The sequence below is a fragment of the Arthrobacter sp. TRD_SC_6 genome (assembly GCF_055361185.1).
On the sequence record NZ_CM143953.1, the window covers coordinates 875,189 to 892,260 of the forward strand.

Below are 17,072 nucleotides of genomic sequence, written 5' to 3' on the forward strand. Positions count from 1 at the left end.
GAAGTGCTCAGTCATAGCTGGCCTCGGCCCACCAGCGGTGGTCTTCGAGGAGGAGAAGCCAGGCGGTTCCGGATTCATCAACAACCTGAAATCGGTTGAGTGTGCGGCTTGCGGCATCCCACCAGCGTTCGGTAATGGGCCATGGGCCGGCCCAGGAGGAAATTACGGTGTGGGTTGTTGGAGTTGTCGCCAGTGTGGACGGAACGGCTGTTAGTAGTCCCCTGTCATCGACGTCGACACTGTTACCCACCCCGTCCAGCACCCGAACGGGGTGTGGTTCCTCGAACACTGTGGCTGGAACCGGGCCGGGGAGGCTTCCCGGCCACGGAAGGCCGCGGCTGTGGACGGCGGCGTCCGACGGCGGGTCTCCCCATGGGATGAAGACGCGCCTGTCGGTGAGCATCCGCCCGCCTGCGATCATGGCCGTCAGCACCGCGCCGTGGCCCAGCATGCTTTGCACCCTTGCCAGGCCGTGATGGATGTTCTCCTCCGGCCCGGTTCCCCATAGCCCGTCTGCGTGGTCGCTGAGGTCTTCAACGATGTCCGGCACAATCTGCACGCGGCTGATCCCGGAACTGAGGCCGTGCTCAATATTTCCGCTGCCCTGCAGTTGCCAGCGCACGCGGTCAAGCACATCATCGGCGTCAAACCAGCGTGGATGCTGCCAGCGCCGCTCGGATTCCTGGCCGGACTCTGACTGCAACCTGATTATCAGGGCCGTACACACCAGCCCTGCGTCCTGCAGCTGGTCAACATACCTTTCCGCTGAAAGCCGGAGGGTGAAGGTGAGCTCGTCAATGCGTGCCAGCGGGGGTTCACAGTGCACGACGACGTCGAGCTCGACTGGCGGCTTCCTCTCCACAACGCTGTGGTGGTCGAATCCGCTTGCTTTGAGATAGGCGAGTGCGCCTTCAGCGCCGAAACGGTTTCGGACGTCGGCGAGGGTGAGTGCGGCAAAATCCCCGAGCGTGCGGATGCCCAGACGGCGTAGCAGTACCGCCAGCGTTGGCTCCTCCAACACTTCCAGCGGGAAACTACTCAAAAATGTGGCCGACTGGCCCGGAGGAATGATCCACACAGGTTCCACAACCGGATCATCCAGGAATTCTGTTGCACGGGCCGCATGCTCCGCAGCGAAAGGGCTGTCGCCAACTCCTACACGGGTGGCTGTCAGCCCGATGGTGGCGAGTGCCTTCAACAGGACAGCTGCAGCCTGCTCTTCACTTCCGTAATACCGGGCAGGGCCTTTGGTGTGGAGCGCACACAGGCCGGGACGGACCAGTTGCACTCCGGGCATGATCTTTTCCACCGCCGCGATGACTGGTTCAAAGACCCGAGCATCCTGCGCCGGGTCATAAGGAAGCGCGGTGAGGTTGGTGCAGCGCGCCTGGGCCTCCCGGATGCGTAGCCCGCGTTTGACGCCCTGTTCCCTGGCGGAAGGGGAGCATGCAAATACTTCCCCTTTCTCGATAAGAGCAACCGGGTGGTCTGCTGACAGGTTGTGTTCACGAAGAGCTGACGTAATGGGCCAGTCGGGGCACCACAGCACCATGGTGCGGGTGGTGGTTGGGGCCGCCGGTGCGTCCCTGTGTGAGCGGGAAGGTGTCATGATGCACGCGCCGTCTGGGGGAAGAATTCCTGCTGGCCCGAACCCGCGCCAGCAGTGCGGTCAGGTTCCGTCCATTGCCCGTGGTTGAGGTCTGGAAGCCACAAGTCTGCTGTGCGTGGGCGGCCGGTGGAGGTGTTCGCCGTGATTCTCATCCGACGGCTTCTGAGATGCCCTGTGCCGGAACCGAGGCCCTGCCAGTTGCTGCGGGTGACGCTGAGCGTGGCCTCGCTTTGCGGCCAGGGTCCCATGGTTACGAGGGCAGTACCCCGTTGACGAACACGCGCCATGAGACGGGAGGCATCCGATGGAGTGACGTGCGCGGGCACGTTGGTCAGAACAATTGACACCACATCCACCATTGCCGCGGTGACCGTAAGCCATTGATCCCCTGGGTGGGGAATCAGAACCAGCCGGTCCAGCGCGATGCCCAGGCTGGCGGCAGCCTCAACGCTGAAAGTGGGCATGCCGACCACACTGCACCAGGCACCCGCACCGGAAGGGCCGGCGAGCATGGCCATGGCAAGCGTGGTGGAGTTGGTGACCGAGTATGCCGCCCCGGCCTGCAACCCACCGCCCGGGAGGATTCCGGCCAAAACCGGTACGGTTGGCAGCCTCCGTGAGGAAAGCCGACTGCTCTGCATCGAGTTGATTTTGGACTGGAGGTCAGCTTTGAGCACGGCTTTATGCTCCACAGCAGACAGCACCCGCTCGGTACCCTGCGGGGAGGGACCCGCGGGTGGCGCGTAGGCGGCTGCTGTTGAACTCACACTTAATATTCGAACTCATGTTCGATTAAGTCAATCGGCATTCCTACTTGTGGAGGAGGGGACTTCCAGTAGCCTGTTCAACATGTGCGGACGCTTTGTGGTGGCGGGTTCAAACAAGGATCTGGTGGACCTTTTCGACGTCGATACGGTCGGAGATGACATGCCCGAACCCTCATGGAACATCAGCCCTACCGACCCAATCCGTGTGGTCATGGAATCACTGAAGGAGTCTCCTGAGGGTGAGTCTGTTACCCGCCGTATGGAGAGAGCGCGGTGGTGGCTGACGCCGTCGTTCTCCAAGGAACTGAAGACAAAGGGACCAACCTTCAACGCGCGGGCGGAAACGGTGGGCAGCAAGCCCACTTTCAAGCCGTCGCTGGAGACCAGACGGGCCCTCATTCCAGCAAGCGGGTACTACGAATGGCGAACCGAAGGGAAAACCAAGACCCCGTTCTACATTCATCTGCCCGGCGAACCGGTGGTTTTTGCGGGCCTGTATGCCTGGTGGCGAAACAGGGAGCTCCCCGATGACCATCCGAACCGCTGGGTGCTTTCCTCCACCATCATGACCCGGGAGGCCGTGGGTGGAGTCGCGGAGATCCACGGCCGCATGCCCGTAACCCTGCCCAGGGAATTCTGGAACGAGTGGCTCAACCCGCGGACCAAAGGAACACAGGAGCTGGCCGATGAGGCGGTTGCCGCTGCCACGCCCGTTGCCGAGCGGCTGCAGTTCCATGAGGTAGGCCCAGTGCGGGAAGACAGTCCGCTGTTGATCGCGCCGCTGAACCCGGCGTAAGCCCTAGCGTTTAGCGCGCTTGGCTTCTTTCGCCTTCTTCTCGTCCTCACGCACACGCGCCATTGTGGAACGCTCGGCAACCAGCCACTCCGGCGGAGCCTGCAGCAACTCGGTGATTTCTGCCGTTGTCAGCGGTTCCGTGATTTCACCACGGGCGAGGCCACTGATGGAGACGCCCAGTTTCTGCGCCACAACCGGACGCGGGTGCGGGCCGGTCCGGCGCAGCTCGGCCAGCCACTCGGGCGGGGTTTCCTGAAGTTCGTTGAAGTCATTCCGGCTGATGTCGTTGTCCTGGAACTCCTGCGGTGTGGCGGGCAGGTAGATGCCCAGCTTCTTTGCGGCAGTGGCCGGCTTCATGGTCTGCGGGGATTTAGCGGGAGTCATCCTTCAAGCGTACTGGCCGAGGGCCCCGCGCCGAGCGTAGCGAGACTCGCGCGGTGGTGGGGAAGCCCCCGCGCCGAGCGTAGCGAGACTCGCGTGGTGGTGGGGAAGCCCCCGCGCCGAGCGCCAGCGCGCCTGACGCCCGGGTTACAGTGAGGACGTGCCCCAGCCCCAATCTCCCGCCCTGAGCATCGGTTTTGTTCCCGGAGTGACGCCCGGGAAATGGGTGGGCCGCTGGCGCGAGCGGAACCCGGACCTTCCGATCGAAGCAACCGAGTACGACGACGACGCCCTGGCCTCCGCACTCAGGATCGGCTCCGTGGACATCGCCTTCACGCGCCTCCCCATCAACAGGGACTCCCTCAGCGTTATCCCGCTCTACGAGGAACTGGCCGTTGTGGTGGTCTCGAAAGAGAATGAGCTCACCCTCCTCGAGGAGGTTCCAACCGCCGAACTTGCAGGCGAAACACTCCTCGACGTGGCGGAATGCGGTGGGCCCAAACTGGCGGTGGAAATCGCGGCGTCTGGCGCCGGCGTCGTCGTACTTCCCATGTCCGTCGCCCGGCACTACAACCGGCGGGACGTTGTGGCGCTGGTGGTTCCGGATGCGCCGGTCACAACCATCGCCGTCGCCTGGGTCGAGGACAACACCACCGATGACATCGAGGAGTTCATCGGGATCGTTCGGGGAAGGACCGCGCGCAGCTCGCGGCAACCTTCCGCTCAGACGGAGGCACCCGAGAAAAAGAAAGCGCCCAAAAAACAAACCGGCAAGCAAACCGGCAGCAAGCAGGTACTCGGCAAGCGGAAGCCCACCGGCACCAAAGGCGCCCAGGCAGCTAAAAAGGCCCGCGGCCGACGTCGTTAGCTGGCCTCAGCAGCCAGCGGCGGCTTAAAGCTCAACCCTGCTCCGTGCTCGGCGATTATCTCGGCGTACCGATGGAATGATGCCCGCGGAATACGGTCCAAAGTCGCAGGCTCCATCCGGATGAGCCCGAACTTTTTCGTGTAGCCCTCCTGCCATTCCCAGTTGTCCATCAGCGTCCAGTGGAAGTAGCCGCGCACGTCCACGCCATCGGCAACGGCATCACCTATCGCGGCGAGGTGCTGCTCGAGGAACTCGATGCGGCGGGTATCTTCGACGTCGCCGCCGGGACCGTCGTCGTAGGCGCAGCCGTTCTCGGTGATGTAGATCGGCGGGATGTTGGGGTAGCGCTCCTTGAGCTGCTTCAGGACAGTGGTGAGGCCGCTCGGAATGACCGGCCAGTCGAAGTCAGTCTTCGGCACGTCCGAGTATTCCTTCGGCATGAACGGAACGGGAAACAACGGTGGCGCGGGCCCGATCTTCGTGGGGAAGTAGTAGTTGATGCCGTAGAAATCCAGGGGCGTGGAGATGATGTCCATGTCCCCGTTCTGGATCACCTCAAGGGATACGCCCTCGATTTCGGCGAGATCTGCCGGGTATTCGCCGGTCAGCAGGGGACCAGCGAACTGCCCGTTGTGGTAGTGGTCGTAAAGGAGGGCAAGGTTCCGGTCTCTGTCGGAATCACTGGCTGGTTCCACCGGAGAGTGGTTATTGACGACGCCGATTGGCGTGTCCAGCGTCTCCCGCAACACCCGAACGGCCCGCCCGTGCGCCAGCAGCAGGTGATGGGCCACGGAGAAAGCGCTGCCTAACAGCATCAGCCCCGGTGCAGCCCGCCCGATCGCATGACCAACGCCCGTATGCACCACCGGCTCATTGACCGTCATCCACGCGGCAACCTTGCTTCCAAACTCATCCCGGAGGATGCGCGTGTAGTCGGCGAACGCGTCAATGGTGTCCCGGTTCTGCCAGCCGCCGGCATCCTGCAGCGCGAGCGGAAGGTCCCAGTGGTACAGCGTGACCCACGGTTCAATACCCCGCGCGAGCAACCCATCCAGCAGCCGGTGGTAGAACGCAAGCCCTTCCGGATTGGCGGGACCAACGCCTGTTGGCTGGATCCTGGGCCACGCGATCGACATGCGGTACGCCTTGCCGCCCAGCTGGGCCAAAAGGTCGAGATCCTCCTCAAGCCGGTTGTAGTGGTCGCACGCAATGGCCGGGCTCGAGGCGTCCAGGATGTTGCCGTGCTGGCTCGCATACTCATCCCAAATGCTCGGCCCGCGACCGCCTTCATTGACCGCGCCTTCAATTTGCGCCGCCGCCGTGGATGTCCCGAACACAAAACCCTCCGGCAACCCGAACCCGCTCATTCCCACTCCCTGCAGTCGATGTCCCTTCACACTAAAGAACCCCTGCGCATTCCGCGTCAACTGCCTGTGCCCGGAATCTTCACGGGGCGCTTTCCCATGGGGTGCCGGTAGGGTGCTTGCATGGCCCCGATCCCGGACATTCCCACCGAACCCGCCCCAACAGTTGGACGGTTGGTTCGGAAATGACCAACGACGACGGCGCCCGCCAGACCGCTGCCCAGACGTCGCCCGGCGTGCCTGCCAGCACCCCTGAGGCGCCGGGCACTCCTGTCGCGTCGGCCGGGTTACGCCTCGCCAACCCCGCACAGGTCACCGCAACGGGTTTGACCGCGCCGCGCTGGGGAGCGGGATTGGCGCTCGCAGGCCTGGTGCTTGTTGTGGTGTTGCCGCTGGCTGGGACACTTGCGCTCGTCGAGGTCATTCCCTTCGGTCCACCGTTGGTCTTTGCGTCCCTCCTCCTGACCTGGACGGCGATGCTCGGGGTCACGCTGTACGCGTCGCGGCGGCACGGGTTCCGTTCCCTGGCGCGGGACTTCGGGTTGCGGTTCCGTTGGGTGGATCTCGCCATCGGGTTGGGCGTTGGTGTGGCAGCCCGCGTTGTCCTCGCGATTCTCCTCGCCCTGCTCACGCTGCTCTGGCCGCTGCAGGATGGCGAAGAGATCCAGGGCAACGCGGAGCTCTTCCTCACCGGGGAAACGACGTGGCTGCTGATCAACGGAGTGCTTGGGGGCGTACTTATAGCCCCGTTCCTTGAAGAATTGTTCAACCGCGGCCTCGTATTGCGCGGTATGCAGAATGCCCTGTGGCTGCGGCGCACTGGACCCAAAAAGGATGCCGTCACTCCTGCGGTGCAGCGACGATCCCTCATGACCGCCACAGTCATCGCCGTTCTGGCGAGTTCGCTGGCGTTTGGACTACTGCATACGGGTGCAGTTGCTGACCTGCGTTCGTCTGTTTACCTCCTTCTCAGCACTTCGGTTGTGGGCTTGATGTGTGGGGTGGTCACGGTGATGAGCGGGCGGTTGGGGCCGGCGATTGTCACGCACGTGGTTTTCAATGGAACCGGCGTGGGCCTGTTGCTGCTGATCCCGCCGGACCTGCTGCCCTAGCCATTGCGTTCCTGAACCAGGTCCCCCAGGGTTCCTGGACCGAGGAACGGTTGCGAGGCTAGGAACCGGATCTCCCATTGCTGCGGCATGTGATTATCGGTTCCTACGTTCCAGTAGACCTGCAGAGCAGTGAATCCCCCGGACCCGTACAACCGGTACGCATCAGTGAGCCGGTGCAAAGATTCCGTCCGCACCTGCACCGTTTGACCATCGAACTGGCCGTGGAAAACCATCTGCCCGGCCTGCGTGAGTGTGTGCAGCGCAGGCCCGATCAACGACCAGGCATGACGCACGTGCCCCGGACTCTGGCCGTACAGAATCAATTCGGGCAGACCGAAGTCGGTTAACCCAACCGTGTATACGGAAGGCAGGTCCAACCCCGCCTGCCGGTAGCGGACGATGAACCCCTCACGCGCTATTTGCCTCTCAAACCGGTAAGCATTGAACGGTTCCTCCGGCCAAATATCAGCCAGTTCAAGCGCCGAGCATGGAGGGTGGAAGATGAGGTCGGTCATGGAATGCTCCTTCGATTCGCCTTCCCGTAAAGGTGCCATCCGCCTCCGACAATTCCAGCCCGGTTAGCACCGTAGAATCCGCAGTACCCTTATCTGCATGCAGTTTCCTGCCTATCCCACGCTCCTCACAGACATCCGCGGCTCGATCCTGACGATCACAGTCAATCGTCCAGACGCCCTCAATGCCCTCTCCTCGAAGGTCATCGAAGACCTGGAGCACTGCATCGGCGCAGTGTCAGAGGCCCTGAATAACGACGACGGCGCGTGGCCCGTACGCGGTGTCGTCATCACCGGTGCCGGGAAGGCTTTCGTGGCCGGTGCTGATATCCGCGAAATGACGGACATGACCCCCGACGAGGCGTTCGCCTACAGCACCCGGATGCAGCAGGTCACCCTCGCCATCGAGCAGCTCCCTGTCCCCGTCATCGCGGCGGTGAATGGCTTTGCTCTGGGCGGCGGCTGCGAACTCGCGATGGCGTGCGACGTGGTTTACGCCGCGTCCACTGCATCCTTCGGCCAGCCGGAAGTGAGCCTCGGGTTGGTGCCGGGCTTTGGTGGGTCGGTGCGCCTTCCCCAGTACGTTGGGGCGGCGCTGGCCAGGGAGCTTCTCTACACCGGGCGCCGGCTGGGAGCCGAAGAAGCCCACCGTGCGGGGTTGGTCACCGCTGTCTTCGGCACTGTCGAAGAACTGATCGACGGCGCCCGAAGCACCCTGGACCTGGTGGCGCGGCAGTCTCCCGCCGCCGTCGCACTTGTTAAAAGGACTCTGCCGCAGACACAAGGTCTCAGCACAGCTGACGGGCTGAAGGTTGAAGCTGAATCCTTCCGGCGGGCGTTCACACTCGCGGACAAAGCCGAAGGTACCCGAGCTTTTCTAGCGAAGGAGCGTCCCAACTTCCCAGGCAACTGAGAGAGGCTATTTGCCGCGAAGTTCGTCAATGAAGCGGTCTGCCTGCTGCAGCTTGAGGGCGAGCTTTTCGCGCTTCGCCGTGGCGTCGGCGATGTAGTCGTCGAGCTTCCGGCGGAGTTCGGGCGTCCCTGAGTCTTCTGAGAGACGATCAACGATCTCCAGCAGCTCAACCATTTCCTCGAGAGTGAAGCCCAGCGGTTTCATGGAACGGATAACCAGCAGACGCTCAAGGTCGGACTGGGTGAAGATGCGGAAGCCACCCTCAGTCCGTGTGGTGTTTGGCAGCAGACCCAACTCGTCATAATGACGGATAGTCCGAAGGGACAATCCGGTAGCTTCAGCCAGTTCACCAATGTGCATGGTTGCCTCGGCCTGCGCTTCGACCTGTGTTTCACTCACCGTTCACTCTTCCGTCGACGTCTGATTACAATCCTACCCTCACGTTAGGTTAGGGTTGTTGAGCGGGTTCCGGCGCCCAAACCTTGGCCGGTTGACTTTTGCGCAAAGCTGCGCCCCCAAACCACCTGATGAAGGTCCAGTATGCCTTCCTGACCTGTAGACGGAGTTCTTGTGACCACAGTGAGCGCACCCCCCAAACCGACCCTGAGCCCTGAACAGCGGCAGTCTGTCCGGTTGACACTGAAGTCTCCCCGCCTCCTGAAGACCGAGGTGCTGGCTGGCCTTGTTGTAGCCATGGCGTTGATTCCAGAAGCGATCGCCTTCTCGATCATCGCCGGGGTTGATCCACGCCTGGGGTTGTTCGCGTCCTTCACCATGGCAGTCTCCATCGCGTTCCTGGGTGGAAGGCCGGCAATGATCTCGGCGGCAACGGGAGCAATCGCGCTGGTCATAGCTCCACTCGTCGCGAGCCACGGCGTGGATTATTTCATCGCCGCGGTAATCCTGGGCGGTGTCTTCCAGATCGTCCTGGCAGCGCTCGGCGTCGCGAAACTCATGCGCTTCATTCCCCGACAGGTCATGGTGGGCTTCGTCAATGCCCTGGCCATCCTCATCTTCATGTCGCAGGTCCCCGAACTGCTGGGCGTACCCTGGCTGGTCTACCCGCTGACGGCGCTGGGCCTGCTCATCGTGTTTGGCCTCCCACGCTTCACCAAAGTGGTTCCCGCACCCCTGGTGGCGATCGTAGTGCTGACGCTCATCACCGTCTTCGCGGCGGTCACCGTACCCACCGTCGGAGACAAGGGCGAACTGCCGGACAGCCTGCCGTCGCTGTTCATTCCCAACGTGCCCCTGACTTTCGAGACGCTGCAGGTGATCTTCCCCTTCGCGCTCGCCGTAGCGTTGGTGGGACTGCTGGAATCGCTGATGACGGCGAAGCTCGTCGACGACATCACCGACACCCGCTCGGGGAAGACCCGGGAGAGTTGGGGCCAGGGCGCAGCCAACATCATCACCGGCTTCTTTGGCGGAATGGGCGGCTGCGCCATGATCGGCCAGACCATGATCAACGTGAAGGCTTCGGGGGCGCGCACCCGGATTTCCACCTTCCTTGCCGGCGTTTTCCTCCTCATTCTCGTGGTCGTCCTTGGTGACCTGGTGGCGGTCATCCCGATGGCCGCCCTGGTGGCTGTGATGATCTACGTTTCCATCGCCACATTCGACTGGCACAGCATCAAACCCGCCACCCTGAGGATGATGCCCAAGAGCGAAACCCTGGTCATGGCGGCCACCGTGGTGGCAACCGTAGCCACCCACAACCTCGCAATCGGCGTCGGGATCGGCGTGCTGGCTGCGATGGTGCTCTTCGCCCGCAGGGTTGCCCACTTTGTCACCGTGGAACGCATCATTCTTGAATTGAATGGTGAGGAAGTCGCCACCTACAGGGTCGACGGCGAGCTGTTCTTTGCGTCCTCGAATGACCTTTACACCCAGTTCGAGTACGCACACGATCCACGGAGGATCGTCATCGACATGCACGCCTCCCACCTTTGGGATGCATCGACAATTGCCGCACTGGACGCAATCACCGAGAAGTACCACCACCACGGCAAGGAGGTCGAGATCATCGGCCTCAATGACGCCAGTGTGAACATGCGGGAACGGATGGCAGGCAAGCTCGGCGCCGGCCACTGAGCAGGATCGAACACAGAAGGCAGGATTAAACACGGAAGCGGGAGGCCGAATGGCCTCCCGCTTCAGCTGCTTCTCAGGAGAGAACTACTTCTTGGTTGGCTTCACCACTGTGGCAGTGGCCTGCATGTTCTCGGCGTCCACCATCCAGGCATACTGCTCCAGTTTCTCGATGAATCCGTGGAGGATGTCCGCTGTAGTTGGGTCTTCCTCGTCGATCTGGTCGTGGACCTCACGCATGCGGCCGACTGATGCTTCAAGCATCGCGACCACCATGGTGACGGTGTCCTTGGTGTCCACGAGGCCTGAAGGGAAATCGTTCAGCGAGGTGCTCTTCGCCACGGTGGCGCTGCGTCCGTCGGGAACGGCGTGCAGGGCGCGCATGCGCTCGGCCATCTGGTCAGCGAAGAGCCGCGCGTCCTCGATGATTTCGTCCAGCTGCAGGTGCATGTCGCGGAAGTTCTTCCCGACGACGTTCCAGTGGGCCTGCTTACCCTGCAGGTGCAGCTCAACGAGGTCAACCAGCACTGCCTGCATATTGTCGGTCAGGGTCTTTGACGCCTTCATAACATCCTCCACTCGTGTCGGAAATCCGGCTGCTTAGCGCTGCCATCATCAGCTTCAGCCTAGTGCTGCTGATTCCGTGAAATCCAGTTGCTGGGAACATCCTAAGTAAACTTACCAATTTATTGATTCGTGACGCCGCGGTGGGTTAGCGTGGCGTGAAGTAGTCAGTGACTTCAACCAGTAGGAGGAACACCATGGCAACCGTTCAGGAATCAATCGACGTATCAGTTCCGGTGTCCACCGCGTACAACCAGTGGACTCAGTTCGAGACCTTCCCGGAGTTCATGGGAGGCGTTGAGTCGATCACCCAGAAGGACGAGACCCACAGCCACTGGATCACCAAGATTGGCGGAGTCGAGCGCGAGTTCGACACCGAGATCACCGAGCAGCACCCCGACGAGCGCGTTGCCTGGAAGAGTACGGACGGAAAGTCCCATGCCGGCGTCGTTACCTTCCACCGGCTGGATGACAGCGTCACCCGCGTCATGGTCCAGCTGGACTGGGACCCGGAAGGGTTCGCTGAGAAGCTGGGCGCTGTGGTTGGCGCAGATGACCGCCAGGTGAAGTCGGACCTGCAGCGGTTCAAGGAGTTCATCGAGAAGCAGGGTGGCGAAACCGGCGCGTGGCGCGGAGATGTCGATGCTCCTGGCTCGGGCTCGGCGGGAAACACCGCAGATCCATTGGCTGGCGGTGTAGGGCTTGCCGATCCATCACTGGATGATCCGGAATCAGGCGGACCGCGGGCAGTGAACCCCGTCTAGCGCAACGGAATTGACCTGGGAAAGGGACTCACCAGAACGGTGGGTCCCTTTCGCTGTCAGTTCCGGACGCTGATTGTGCTGATCGCCTCGGTTGCCCGCTCGGACAGGCTCTGGGAGATCGGAGCGCTGCCCGCCGCGTCCGCCGCCGCTGCCTGGCCCTCGGCGCTCACCACGAACGAGCCGAAGGTTCGTACCAGGTTCGCCGTTTCCTCGTCCTCGTAGGTCGAGCAGAAGATGTGGTAGGAGACGAGCACCAGCGGATAGGCTCCTGCGACGGTGGTCCCGCGGTCAAGATTGAGGGCGATATCGAACTCGGCGCGTCCATCGACCGGCTCCGCAACGTCGACGGCGGCAGCCGCAGCTTCGGGGCTCACCTCGACATATTCGTCACCTACCAGAAGCTTGGCGCGGCCGAGCGGGGGCCCGACGGCGGAATCGTCGGCGTAGGTGACCGCGCCTTCGGTGCCGGAGACCGTGCTTACAACACCGGCGTTGCCCTTGGCATTCTCACCGGCCAATTCACCGGGAAAGGTGCCGTCAGCCTCATGGGTCCAGACGTCCGGCACCACGGCGTGCAGGTAGTCGGTGAAGTTTTCCGTGGTTCCGGAGTCATCGGAGCGGCTGACTGGCGCGACCCGCGTGTCCGGCAGTTCGACATCGGGGTTTTGGCCTGCGATCGCGGGGTCATTCCACGTTTCGATCTCCCCGCGGAAAATGCGCGCAATGGTCTCGGCGTCAAGGTTCAGCGAATCGATCCCGGGCAGGTTGAACGCGATGCTGATCGGTGCAACGTAGGCCGGGATGTTGAATGCGCCTTCCGGCCCGCACACTTCGCGGGATTCCTCGAGTTCCTCATCGCTCAGGTAGGCATCGGATCCGGCGAAGTCCACGGCACCGGCCAGAAGGGCGCCGCGGCCAGCCCCGGAGCCGTCGGGGGAATACTGCACTCGGATATCGGGGTGGATGGTTGAGAAATCTGCCTGCCAGGCATTCATCGCGGGCCCCTGCGCGGAAGAGCCCGCTCCGGTGATGGTTCCGCTGAGGGTTGAGGTTGCGTTCTGCGCTGCCGCTTCCTGTTCCGGCCCAAGCGGATAATCGGAGCCGCAGGACGAGACAGTTAAACCGACAGCACAGCTGAGGGCAAGGGGAAGCGAGCGATGCAAAACCACAGGTCCACGATACAGGTGAACAACAGATGAACTGACGGTGAAAAGTAGGCTACTTCACAAAGCAGAGAATGACGACGACGGAACTTTGGGTGCCGCGCCTGCCGCCCCGCCGCAGCTAGCGCGCGTAGACGCTGATGTGCCGGGTGCTCGACGCGGTGAAGGGTTCGCCCCGCCAGCCACCAGTGCGCTTGGCCAGCCGCAATCCGGCGATCCGGGCCATGAGGTCCATTTCGCTCGGCCAGATCAGGCGACATGAGATTGGACCCAATTTCACGCCGTCGTTGGTCAGGGAGATGTGGCTTTCGTCCAGGATCTGGGTGACGGGATCATAGCGGTTGACGTCGAGGACCACCCGATCATTGGTGAGCTTCTCGACGTTGATAAACTGGTCCCGCCGGAGCCAGGCGGAGGGAACACCCGTTTCAACCACGAACACGCCGTCCGCGCTCAGATGCCGGGCTGCGTTCTCGAAGCAACGCACCTGTCCCTCCTGGGTGAGCAGGTTGAAGATGGTGTTGTAGACGAGGTAGACAAGCGAATACCCGCTTCCCGGGGCTGATGCACGGGACATGTCACCCAGCACAACATCCAGATCCGTCCCGCCCGCCTTCTCGCGAAGCCGCTCCATCATGTGCCCGGAAAGCTCGATGCCATGGACCGTGATTCCCCTCTGCGCAAGGGGCAAGGCGATGCGGCCGGTTCCGACCGCCAGTTCGAGGGCGTGTCCGCCTCCGGCGAGGTCGGCGAGGAATTCGACGGTTTCTGCCTCATCGCCGCGGAGTTCGTCGTCATAATGGCCCGCTACATCGGGGCCGAAGCTGTGGGCCGGGTCGAATCCATCCATCTGCTGAGACTAAAGGACTGATTGAGCTTTGCCAACTAGTCGCCACCCGGTCGGTCCGGATCTGGCACACTAGGCTTCGTGGTTACTGAACCGACGGGCCAGCCAGTCAACCTGCCCAATCTTGTGATCCGACTGCTCAAAGCCGACGACCAGGAGTTCTTCTCAAGCCTGGCCAAGGATCCCCGCGTGGTGAAGTTCGTGGGGGATGGTCAACCTTGGACGGACGAACGCATAGACGCGCGGGTGGCTCAGGCCGTCGAATGCGCACCGGCTGACACTATGGGCGCCGCCCGCTGGTTTACTGCGGCGGAGCCAACCACAGATTCCCGCGATGACAGGGTGGGACTGGTGGTTGCCTGGCTAACCGAGGACGGTGTCGAAGTTGGATACTGGGTGCGGCCATCGGCCTGGGGCAGGGGAATCGCGCGCGCCATGGTTGCACAGGCACTGCCTCAGATCGTCAGCATTTTTGGCACTGAGAAGCCGTTCTGCGCCCGCGTGCAGCCAGCTAACCTGGCTTCCGTTCGTGTCCTGCTTGGGTGCGGTTTTGAGCGCATCGGCAGTTCGGAAGGTTACGAGATCTATTCCCTGGACCCCCGAACCGTGAAGCAGTGAAGTAATCATGGGTTGCCCTCCGAAAGGTCAGTAGCTGCCGGGGGTATCGCCATCGGAGGCGGGAATGAACTGGGCAGTGAGTGCTTCTGAGCCCCTGGCCAGCAGGGCGACATCGGCGCCCACCAGGATGAAACTTGCCCCACTATCCAGGTAGTGGCGTGCGGTTTCGGGGTTGAAGGCGTTCACGCCGGCCGGTTTGCCGGCTCTCTTCGCAGCTTCAAGGCAGCGCTCGACGGCGGCACGCACCTCCGGGTGCTCCTGCTGTCCAAGCAGCCCCATGGAAGCGGCGAGGTCGGCGGGGCCCATGAAAATGGCGTCGACGCCCTCTACCGCGAGGATGTCTTCCACAACCTCGACGGCAGCTGCAGACTCGATTTGAACCGCCACGCTGACGGTTTCCCCGGCCCGGGCAAGGTAATCGGGGACACGGTTCCAACGGGCGGCGCGGGCCAGCGCGGAGCCGACGCCCCGAACTCCCTCCGGCGGGTACCGGGTGGCAGCCACAGCGGCTTCGGCCTCTGCCACCGAATGAACCATCGGGATGAGCAGGTTCTGAACGCCGAGGTCCAGGTACTGCTTGATCAGGACAGTGTCATTCACGGGCGGCCGCACCATGGTGTGCACCGGGTAACCGTGGACTGCCTGCAACTGGGCGAGGATCGACTCGAGGCCGTTCGGGCTGTGTTCGGCGTCAATTAGGATCCAATCGAGGCCGGCCCCCGCGCAAAGCTCGGCGATCAGCGGGCTGCCCGAACAAACCCACATGCCGGCGAGCGGACGGTCGGCCGTGGCCATCACGTTGCGGAAAGTGGCGTTTAGTGGAAGTGGCATGTCACAGCTCCAAGGGGTCCGTAGTCGGCGTGCACGGTGTCGCCCTTGGAGATCCAGAGCGGACGGGTGAAGGAGCCGGCGAGAATGATGTCTCCGGCTCGCAGGCTGTCTCCGTGGGCGGCAATCTTGTTGGCGAGCCAGTGCACACCGTTGGCTGGGTGGTCGAGCACTCCTGCTGCGACACCGGTCTCCTCCACGGTCTGGTTTTTGTAGAGGATGGCGGACACCCAGCGGAGGTCGACGGCGTCGGGCTTCACCGGACGGCCGCCCACCACCATGGCTCCCATCGCGGCGTTATCCGAGATGGTGTCCACAATGGTCCGGCCCTCCATCTCGATCCGGGAATCGAGGATTTCGAGCGCCGGAACAACGTAGTCCGTGGCATTGAGGACATCGAAGATGGTGCAGCCGGGGCCGTTGAGCGCATCCTTGAGAACGAATGCGAGCTCCACCTCAACCCGCGGGTGGGTGTATTTGTCCCACTCCACTGAGCAGCCCGTCTCCAGCACCATGTCATCGAAGATGGCGCCGTAGTCTGGCTCGGTGATGCCGGTGGCGTCCTGCATGGCCTTGGACGTGAGGCCGATTTTGCGGCCCACCAGGGTGCGTCCTGCTTCCTCATTACGACGGCGCCACAGCTGCTGGACGGCGTAGGAATCCTCAACGGTCATGTCCGGGTAACGGGCGGTCAGCCGTGGAACAGGGGTGCGGCTGCGCCCTGCTTCCACCAGCTCGTCAGCAATGGCCTCGATGGTCGCGTCGTCCAGCATGGCTATAGCTGCGATCCGAGTTTGAAGCCGCGCTGTTCGCCGGAAGCCGGGCCGCCGTCGTCGTCCTGTTTGCGGGTGTAGGAAAAACCGTCGGCACCGACGGTTACCGCCATCTCGCTCTTCTCTTCCCGCTCGATGACCGGCTGCGGGTTGCCGTCGAGATCCAGGACCAGGGAGGCCTCGGTGTACCAGGACGGGACAACGGGGTTGCCCCACCAGTCGCGGCGCTGGTTGTCGTGGACGTCCCAGGTGATGGTGGGGTTGTCGGGATCGCCCGTGTAGTAGTCCTGGGTGTAGATCTCGATGCGGTGGCCGTCCGGGTCCAGGATGTACAGGTAGAACGCGTTGGACACGCCGTGCCGCCCGGGGCCGCGCTCAATGCGGTCGCTGATCCGCAGGGCGCCCATCTTGTCGCAGATCTGGATGATGTTGTGCTTCTCGTGGGTGGCGAACGCGACGTGGTGCATGCGCGGCCCGTTGCCGCCGGTCAGCGCGGTGTCGTGGACGGTCTGCTTGCGGTGCATCCACGCGGCGTAGGTCACGCCGTCGGAATCCTGGATGTCCTCGGAGACCCGGAAGCCGAGGTCCTCGAGGTACTTCCGGCCGCGGGGCACATCGGGGGTGACCTGGTTGAAGTGGTCCAGACGCACCAGCTCGCCGGCGGAGTAGAGGTCGTAGCGCTGGGTGAGGCGCTCCACGTGCTCCACGTCGTAGAAGAATTCGTAAGGGAAACCCAATGGGTCCTCGACGCGGACGGAATCGCCGATGCCCTTCGTGAAGCCTTCCTTCCGGCGCTCGGTACGGCAGCCCAATTCCTTGTAGTAGGCCTCGGCGGCGTCCACCTCGGCTGGAGACTTCACGCGGTAGGCGAAAGCGGCGACAGCGGCCACCGGTCCCTTACGCAGCACCAGGTTGTGATGGATGAACTCCTCCAGTGGGCGCAGGTAGATGTTGTTCTCGTCCTCCTCCGTGACGTGCAGACCGAGAACGTCCACGTAGAACTCCCGGGATCTGGCGAGGTCGGTGACCACAATCTCCATGTAGGCGCAGCGAACAATGTCCGGGGCAGGAAGGGTGGGGGTGAGAACAAAGTCAGTCATTT

The 17,072-nt window shown here is 62.7% G+C and carries 18 protein-coding genes and 1 pseudogene; 7 read left to right on the top strand and 12 right to left on the bottom strand.

Annotated features, from left to right (window positions below):
• Positions 1 to 7: 7 nt before the first annotated feature.
• A complete protein-coding gene (locus tag ACWA1U_RS04255) occupies positions 8 to 1,609 on the bottom strand; it encodes a DNA polymerase Y family protein (RefSeq protein WP_463724105.1) in 1,602 nt (533 codons plus the stop codon).
• Positions 1,606 to 2,376: a hypothetical protein gene (locus tag ACWA1U_RS04260; protein WP_463724106.1), complete on the bottom strand. Its 771-nt coding sequence runs from the start codon at positions 2,374 to 2,376 to the stop codon at positions 1,606 to 1,608. The genes ACWA1U_RS04255 and ACWA1U_RS04260 overlap by 4 nt, the downstream gene beginning before the upstream one ends.
• An 82-nt stretch (positions 2,377 to 2,458) precedes the next feature.
• Here ACWA1U_RS04260 and ACWA1U_RS04265 point away from each other — a divergent pair, with 82 nt between their 5' ends.
• The gene (locus ACWA1U_RS04265) at positions 2,459 to 3,172 is read left to right on the top strand and encodes an SOS response-associated peptidase (RefSeq protein ID WP_463724107.1); all 714 of its coding nucleotides are present in this window, start codon (positions 2,459 to 2,461) and stop codon (positions 3,170 to 3,172) included.
• A 3-nt stretch (positions 3,173 to 3,175) separates the two neighbouring features.
• On the opposite strand, the gene ACWA1U_RS04270 is transcribed toward ACWA1U_RS04265, so the two are convergent.
• Entirely contained in the window at positions 3,176 to 3,556 is a 381-nt protein-coding gene (locus ACWA1U_RS04270; RefSeq protein WP_463724108.1) for a DUF5997 family protein, read from the bottom strand.
• Between the two features lie 157 nt (positions 3,557 to 3,713).
• On the opposite strand from ACWA1U_RS04270, the gene ACWA1U_RS04275 reads away from it, so the two are divergent.
• Positions 3,714 to 4,421, top strand: coding sequence for a LysR family transcriptional regulator substrate-binding protein (locus ACWA1U_RS04275; protein WP_463724109.1), 708 nt, complete (start codon positions 3,714 to 3,716; stop codon positions 4,419 to 4,421).
• Here the strand turns inward: ACWA1U_RS04275 and ACWA1U_RS04280 are convergent.
• Entirely contained in the window at positions 4,418 to 5,788 is a 1,371-nt protein-coding gene (locus tag ACWA1U_RS04280) for a GH1 family beta-glucosidase (protein ID WP_463724110.1), read from the bottom strand. The two genes, ACWA1U_RS04275 and ACWA1U_RS04280, sit on opposite strands and share 4 nt — an antisense overlap.
• A 182-nt stretch (positions 5,789 to 5,970) precedes the next feature.
• On the opposite strand from ACWA1U_RS04280, the gene ACWA1U_RS04285 reads away from it, so the two are divergent.
• A complete protein-coding gene (locus ACWA1U_RS04285) occupies positions 5,971 to 6,897 on the top strand; it encodes a lysostaphin resistance A-like protein (RefSeq protein ID WP_463724111.1) in 927 nt (308 codons plus the stop codon).
• On the opposite strand, the gene ACWA1U_RS04290 is transcribed toward ACWA1U_RS04285, so the two are convergent.
• Positions 6,894 to 7,412: a DUF4262 domain-containing protein gene (locus ACWA1U_RS04290; RefSeq protein ID WP_463724112.1), complete on the bottom strand. Its 519-nt coding sequence runs from the start codon at positions 7,410 to 7,412 to the stop codon at positions 6,894 to 6,896. The two genes, ACWA1U_RS04285 and ACWA1U_RS04290, sit on opposite strands and share 4 nt — an antisense overlap.
• 97 nt (positions 7,413 to 7,509) lie before the next feature.
• Between ACWA1U_RS04290 and ACWA1U_RS04295 the strand changes: the two genes are divergently transcribed.
• Positions 7,510 to 8,322 (top strand): enoyl-CoA hydratase/isomerase family protein, encoded by an 813-nt coding sequence (locus ACWA1U_RS04295; RefSeq protein ID WP_463724113.1) that lies wholly within the window; start codon positions 7,510 to 7,512, stop codon positions 8,320 to 8,322.
• A 6-nt stretch (positions 8,323 to 8,328) separates the two neighbouring features.
• On the opposite strand, the gene ACWA1U_RS04300 is transcribed toward ACWA1U_RS04295, so the two are convergent.
• Positions 8,329 to 8,682 carry a MerR family transcriptional regulator gene (locus ACWA1U_RS04300; protein WP_463724941.1) on the bottom strand — a complete coding sequence of 118 codons (354 nt, stop codon included), beginning with the start codon at positions 8,680 to 8,682 and terminating at the stop codon, positions 8,329 to 8,331.
• A gap of 210 nt (positions 8,683 to 8,892) precedes the next feature.
• On the opposite strand from ACWA1U_RS04300, the gene ACWA1U_RS04305 reads away from it, so the two are divergent.
• Positions 8,893 to 10,416 (top strand): SulP family inorganic anion transporter, encoded by a 1,524-nt coding sequence (locus ACWA1U_RS04305; RefSeq protein ID WP_463724114.1) that lies wholly within the window; start codon positions 8,893 to 8,895, stop codon positions 10,414 to 10,416.
• A gap of 84 nt (positions 10,417 to 10,500) precedes the next feature.
• Here the strand turns inward: ACWA1U_RS04305 and ACWA1U_RS04310 are convergent, their stop codons facing one another.
• Entirely contained in the window at positions 10,501 to 10,980 is a 480-nt protein-coding gene (locus ACWA1U_RS04310; RefSeq protein WP_463724115.1) for a Dps family protein, read from the bottom strand.
• Positions 10,981 to 11,174: 194 nt separating this feature from the next.
• Between ACWA1U_RS04310 and ACWA1U_RS04315 the strand changes: the two are divergent.
• Positions 11,175 to 11,618: pseudogene (locus ACWA1U_RS04315) on the top strand (SRPBCC family protein); the annotation flags it as partial.
• A gap of 179 nt (positions 11,619 to 11,797) precedes the next feature.
• Here the strand turns inward: ACWA1U_RS04315 and pstS are convergent.
• Complete coding sequence (gene pstS / locus ACWA1U_RS04320) at positions 11,798 to 12,910, bottom strand: phosphate ABC transporter substrate-binding protein PstS (RefSeq protein ID WP_463724116.1); 1,113 nt, start codon at positions 12,908 to 12,910, stop codon at positions 11,798 to 11,800.
• A gap of 115 nt (positions 12,911 to 13,025) precedes the next feature.
• On the bottom strand, positions 13,026 to 13,754 hold the full coding sequence (locus tag ACWA1U_RS04325) for a class I SAM-dependent DNA methyltransferase (RefSeq protein ID WP_463724117.1): 729 nt from the start codon (positions 13,752 to 13,754) through the stop codon (positions 13,026 to 13,028).
• Positions 13,755 to 13,832: 78 nt separating this feature from the next.
• Here ACWA1U_RS04325 and ACWA1U_RS04330 point away from each other — a divergent pair, with 78 nt between their 5' ends.
• Positions 13,833 to 14,369 carry a GNAT family N-acetyltransferase gene (locus tag ACWA1U_RS04330; RefSeq protein ID WP_463724118.1) on the top strand — a complete coding sequence of 179 codons (537 nt, stop codon included), beginning with the start codon at positions 13,833 to 13,835 and terminating at the stop codon, positions 14,367 to 14,369.
• A 27-nt stretch (positions 14,370 to 14,396) separates the two neighbouring features.
• Here ACWA1U_RS04330 and ACWA1U_RS04335 read toward each other — a convergent pair whose 3' ends face one another.
• Genes ACWA1U_RS04335 through hpaD form a run of 3 tightly spaced genes read right to left on the bottom strand, consistent with a single transcriptional unit; the run spans position 14,397 to position 17,070 of the window.
• Positions 14,397 to 15,200, bottom strand: coding sequence for an HpcH/HpaI aldolase family protein (locus ACWA1U_RS04335; RefSeq protein WP_463724119.1), 804 nt, complete (start codon positions 15,198 to 15,200; stop codon positions 14,397 to 14,399).
• The gene (hpaH, locus tag ACWA1U_RS04340) at positions 15,185 to 15,970 is read right to left on the bottom strand and encodes a 2-oxo-hept-4-ene-1,7-dioate hydratase (RefSeq protein WP_463724120.1); all 786 of its coding nucleotides are present in this window, start codon (positions 15,968 to 15,970) and stop codon (positions 15,185 to 15,187) included. The genes ACWA1U_RS04335 and hpaH overlap by 16 nt, the downstream gene beginning before the upstream one ends.
• Positions 15,971 to 15,972: 2 nt before the next feature.
• On the bottom strand, positions 15,973 to 17,070 hold the full coding sequence (gene hpaD, locus ACWA1U_RS04345; RefSeq protein WP_463724121.1) for a 3,4-dihydroxyphenylacetate 2,3-dioxygenase: 1,098 nt from the start codon (positions 17,068 to 17,070) through the stop codon (positions 15,973 to 15,975).
• Positions 17,071 to 17,072: the final 2 nt, after the last annotated feature.

Excerpts from the sequence above, each read along its gene's own strand:
- ACWA1U_RS04255 (WP_463724105.1), bottom strand. The coding sequence starts at position 1,609 with ATGACACCTTCCCGCTCACACAGGGACGCACCGGCGGCCCCAACCACC.
- hpaH (WP_463724120.1), bottom strand. The coding sequence starts at position 15,970 with ATGCTGGACGACGCGACCATCGAGGCCATTGCTGACGAGCTGGTGGAA.
- ACWA1U_RS04280 (WP_463724110.1), bottom strand. The coding sequence starts at position 5,788 with ATGAGCGGGTTCGGGTTGCCGGAGGGTTTTGTGTTCGGGACATCCACG.
- ACWA1U_RS04290 (WP_463724112.1), bottom strand. The coding sequence starts at position 7,412 with ATGACCGACCTCATCTTCCACCCTCCATGCTCGGCGCTTGAACTGGCT.
- ACWA1U_RS04265 (WP_463724107.1), top strand. The coding sequence starts at position 2,459 with ATGTGCGGACGCTTTGTGGTGGCGGGTTCAAACAAGGATCTGGTGGAC.
- ACWA1U_RS04295 (WP_463724113.1), top strand. The coding sequence starts at position 7,510 with ATGCAGTTTCCTGCCTATCCCACGCTCCTCACAGACATCCGCGGCTCG.
- ACWA1U_RS04335 (WP_463724119.1), bottom strand. The coding sequence starts at position 15,200 with ATGCCACTTCCACTAAACGCCACTTTCCGCAACGTGATGGCCACGGCC.
- ACWA1U_RS04300 (WP_463724941.1), bottom strand. The coding sequence starts at position 8,682 with ATGCACATTGGTGAACTGGCTGAAGCTACCGGATTGTCCCTTCGGACT.
- ACWA1U_RS04325 (WP_463724117.1), bottom strand. The coding sequence starts at position 13,754 with ATGGATGGATTCGACCCGGCCCACAGCTTCGGCCCCGATGTAGCGGGC.
- ACWA1U_RS04285 (WP_463724111.1), top strand. The coding sequence starts at position 5,971 with ATGACCAACGACGACGGCGCCCGCCAGACCGCTGCCCAGACGTCGCCC.
- ACWA1U_RS04310 (WP_463724115.1), bottom strand. The coding sequence starts at position 10,980 with ATGAAGGCGTCAAAGACCCTGACCGACAATATGCAGGCAGTGCTGGTT.
- hpaD (WP_463724121.1), bottom strand. The coding sequence starts at position 17,070 with ATGACTGACTTTGTTCTCACCCCCACCCTTCCTGCCCCGGACATTGTT.
- ACWA1U_RS04270 (WP_463724108.1), bottom strand. The coding sequence starts at position 3,556 with ATGACTCCCGCTAAATCCCCGCAGACCATGAAGCCGGCCACTGCCGCA.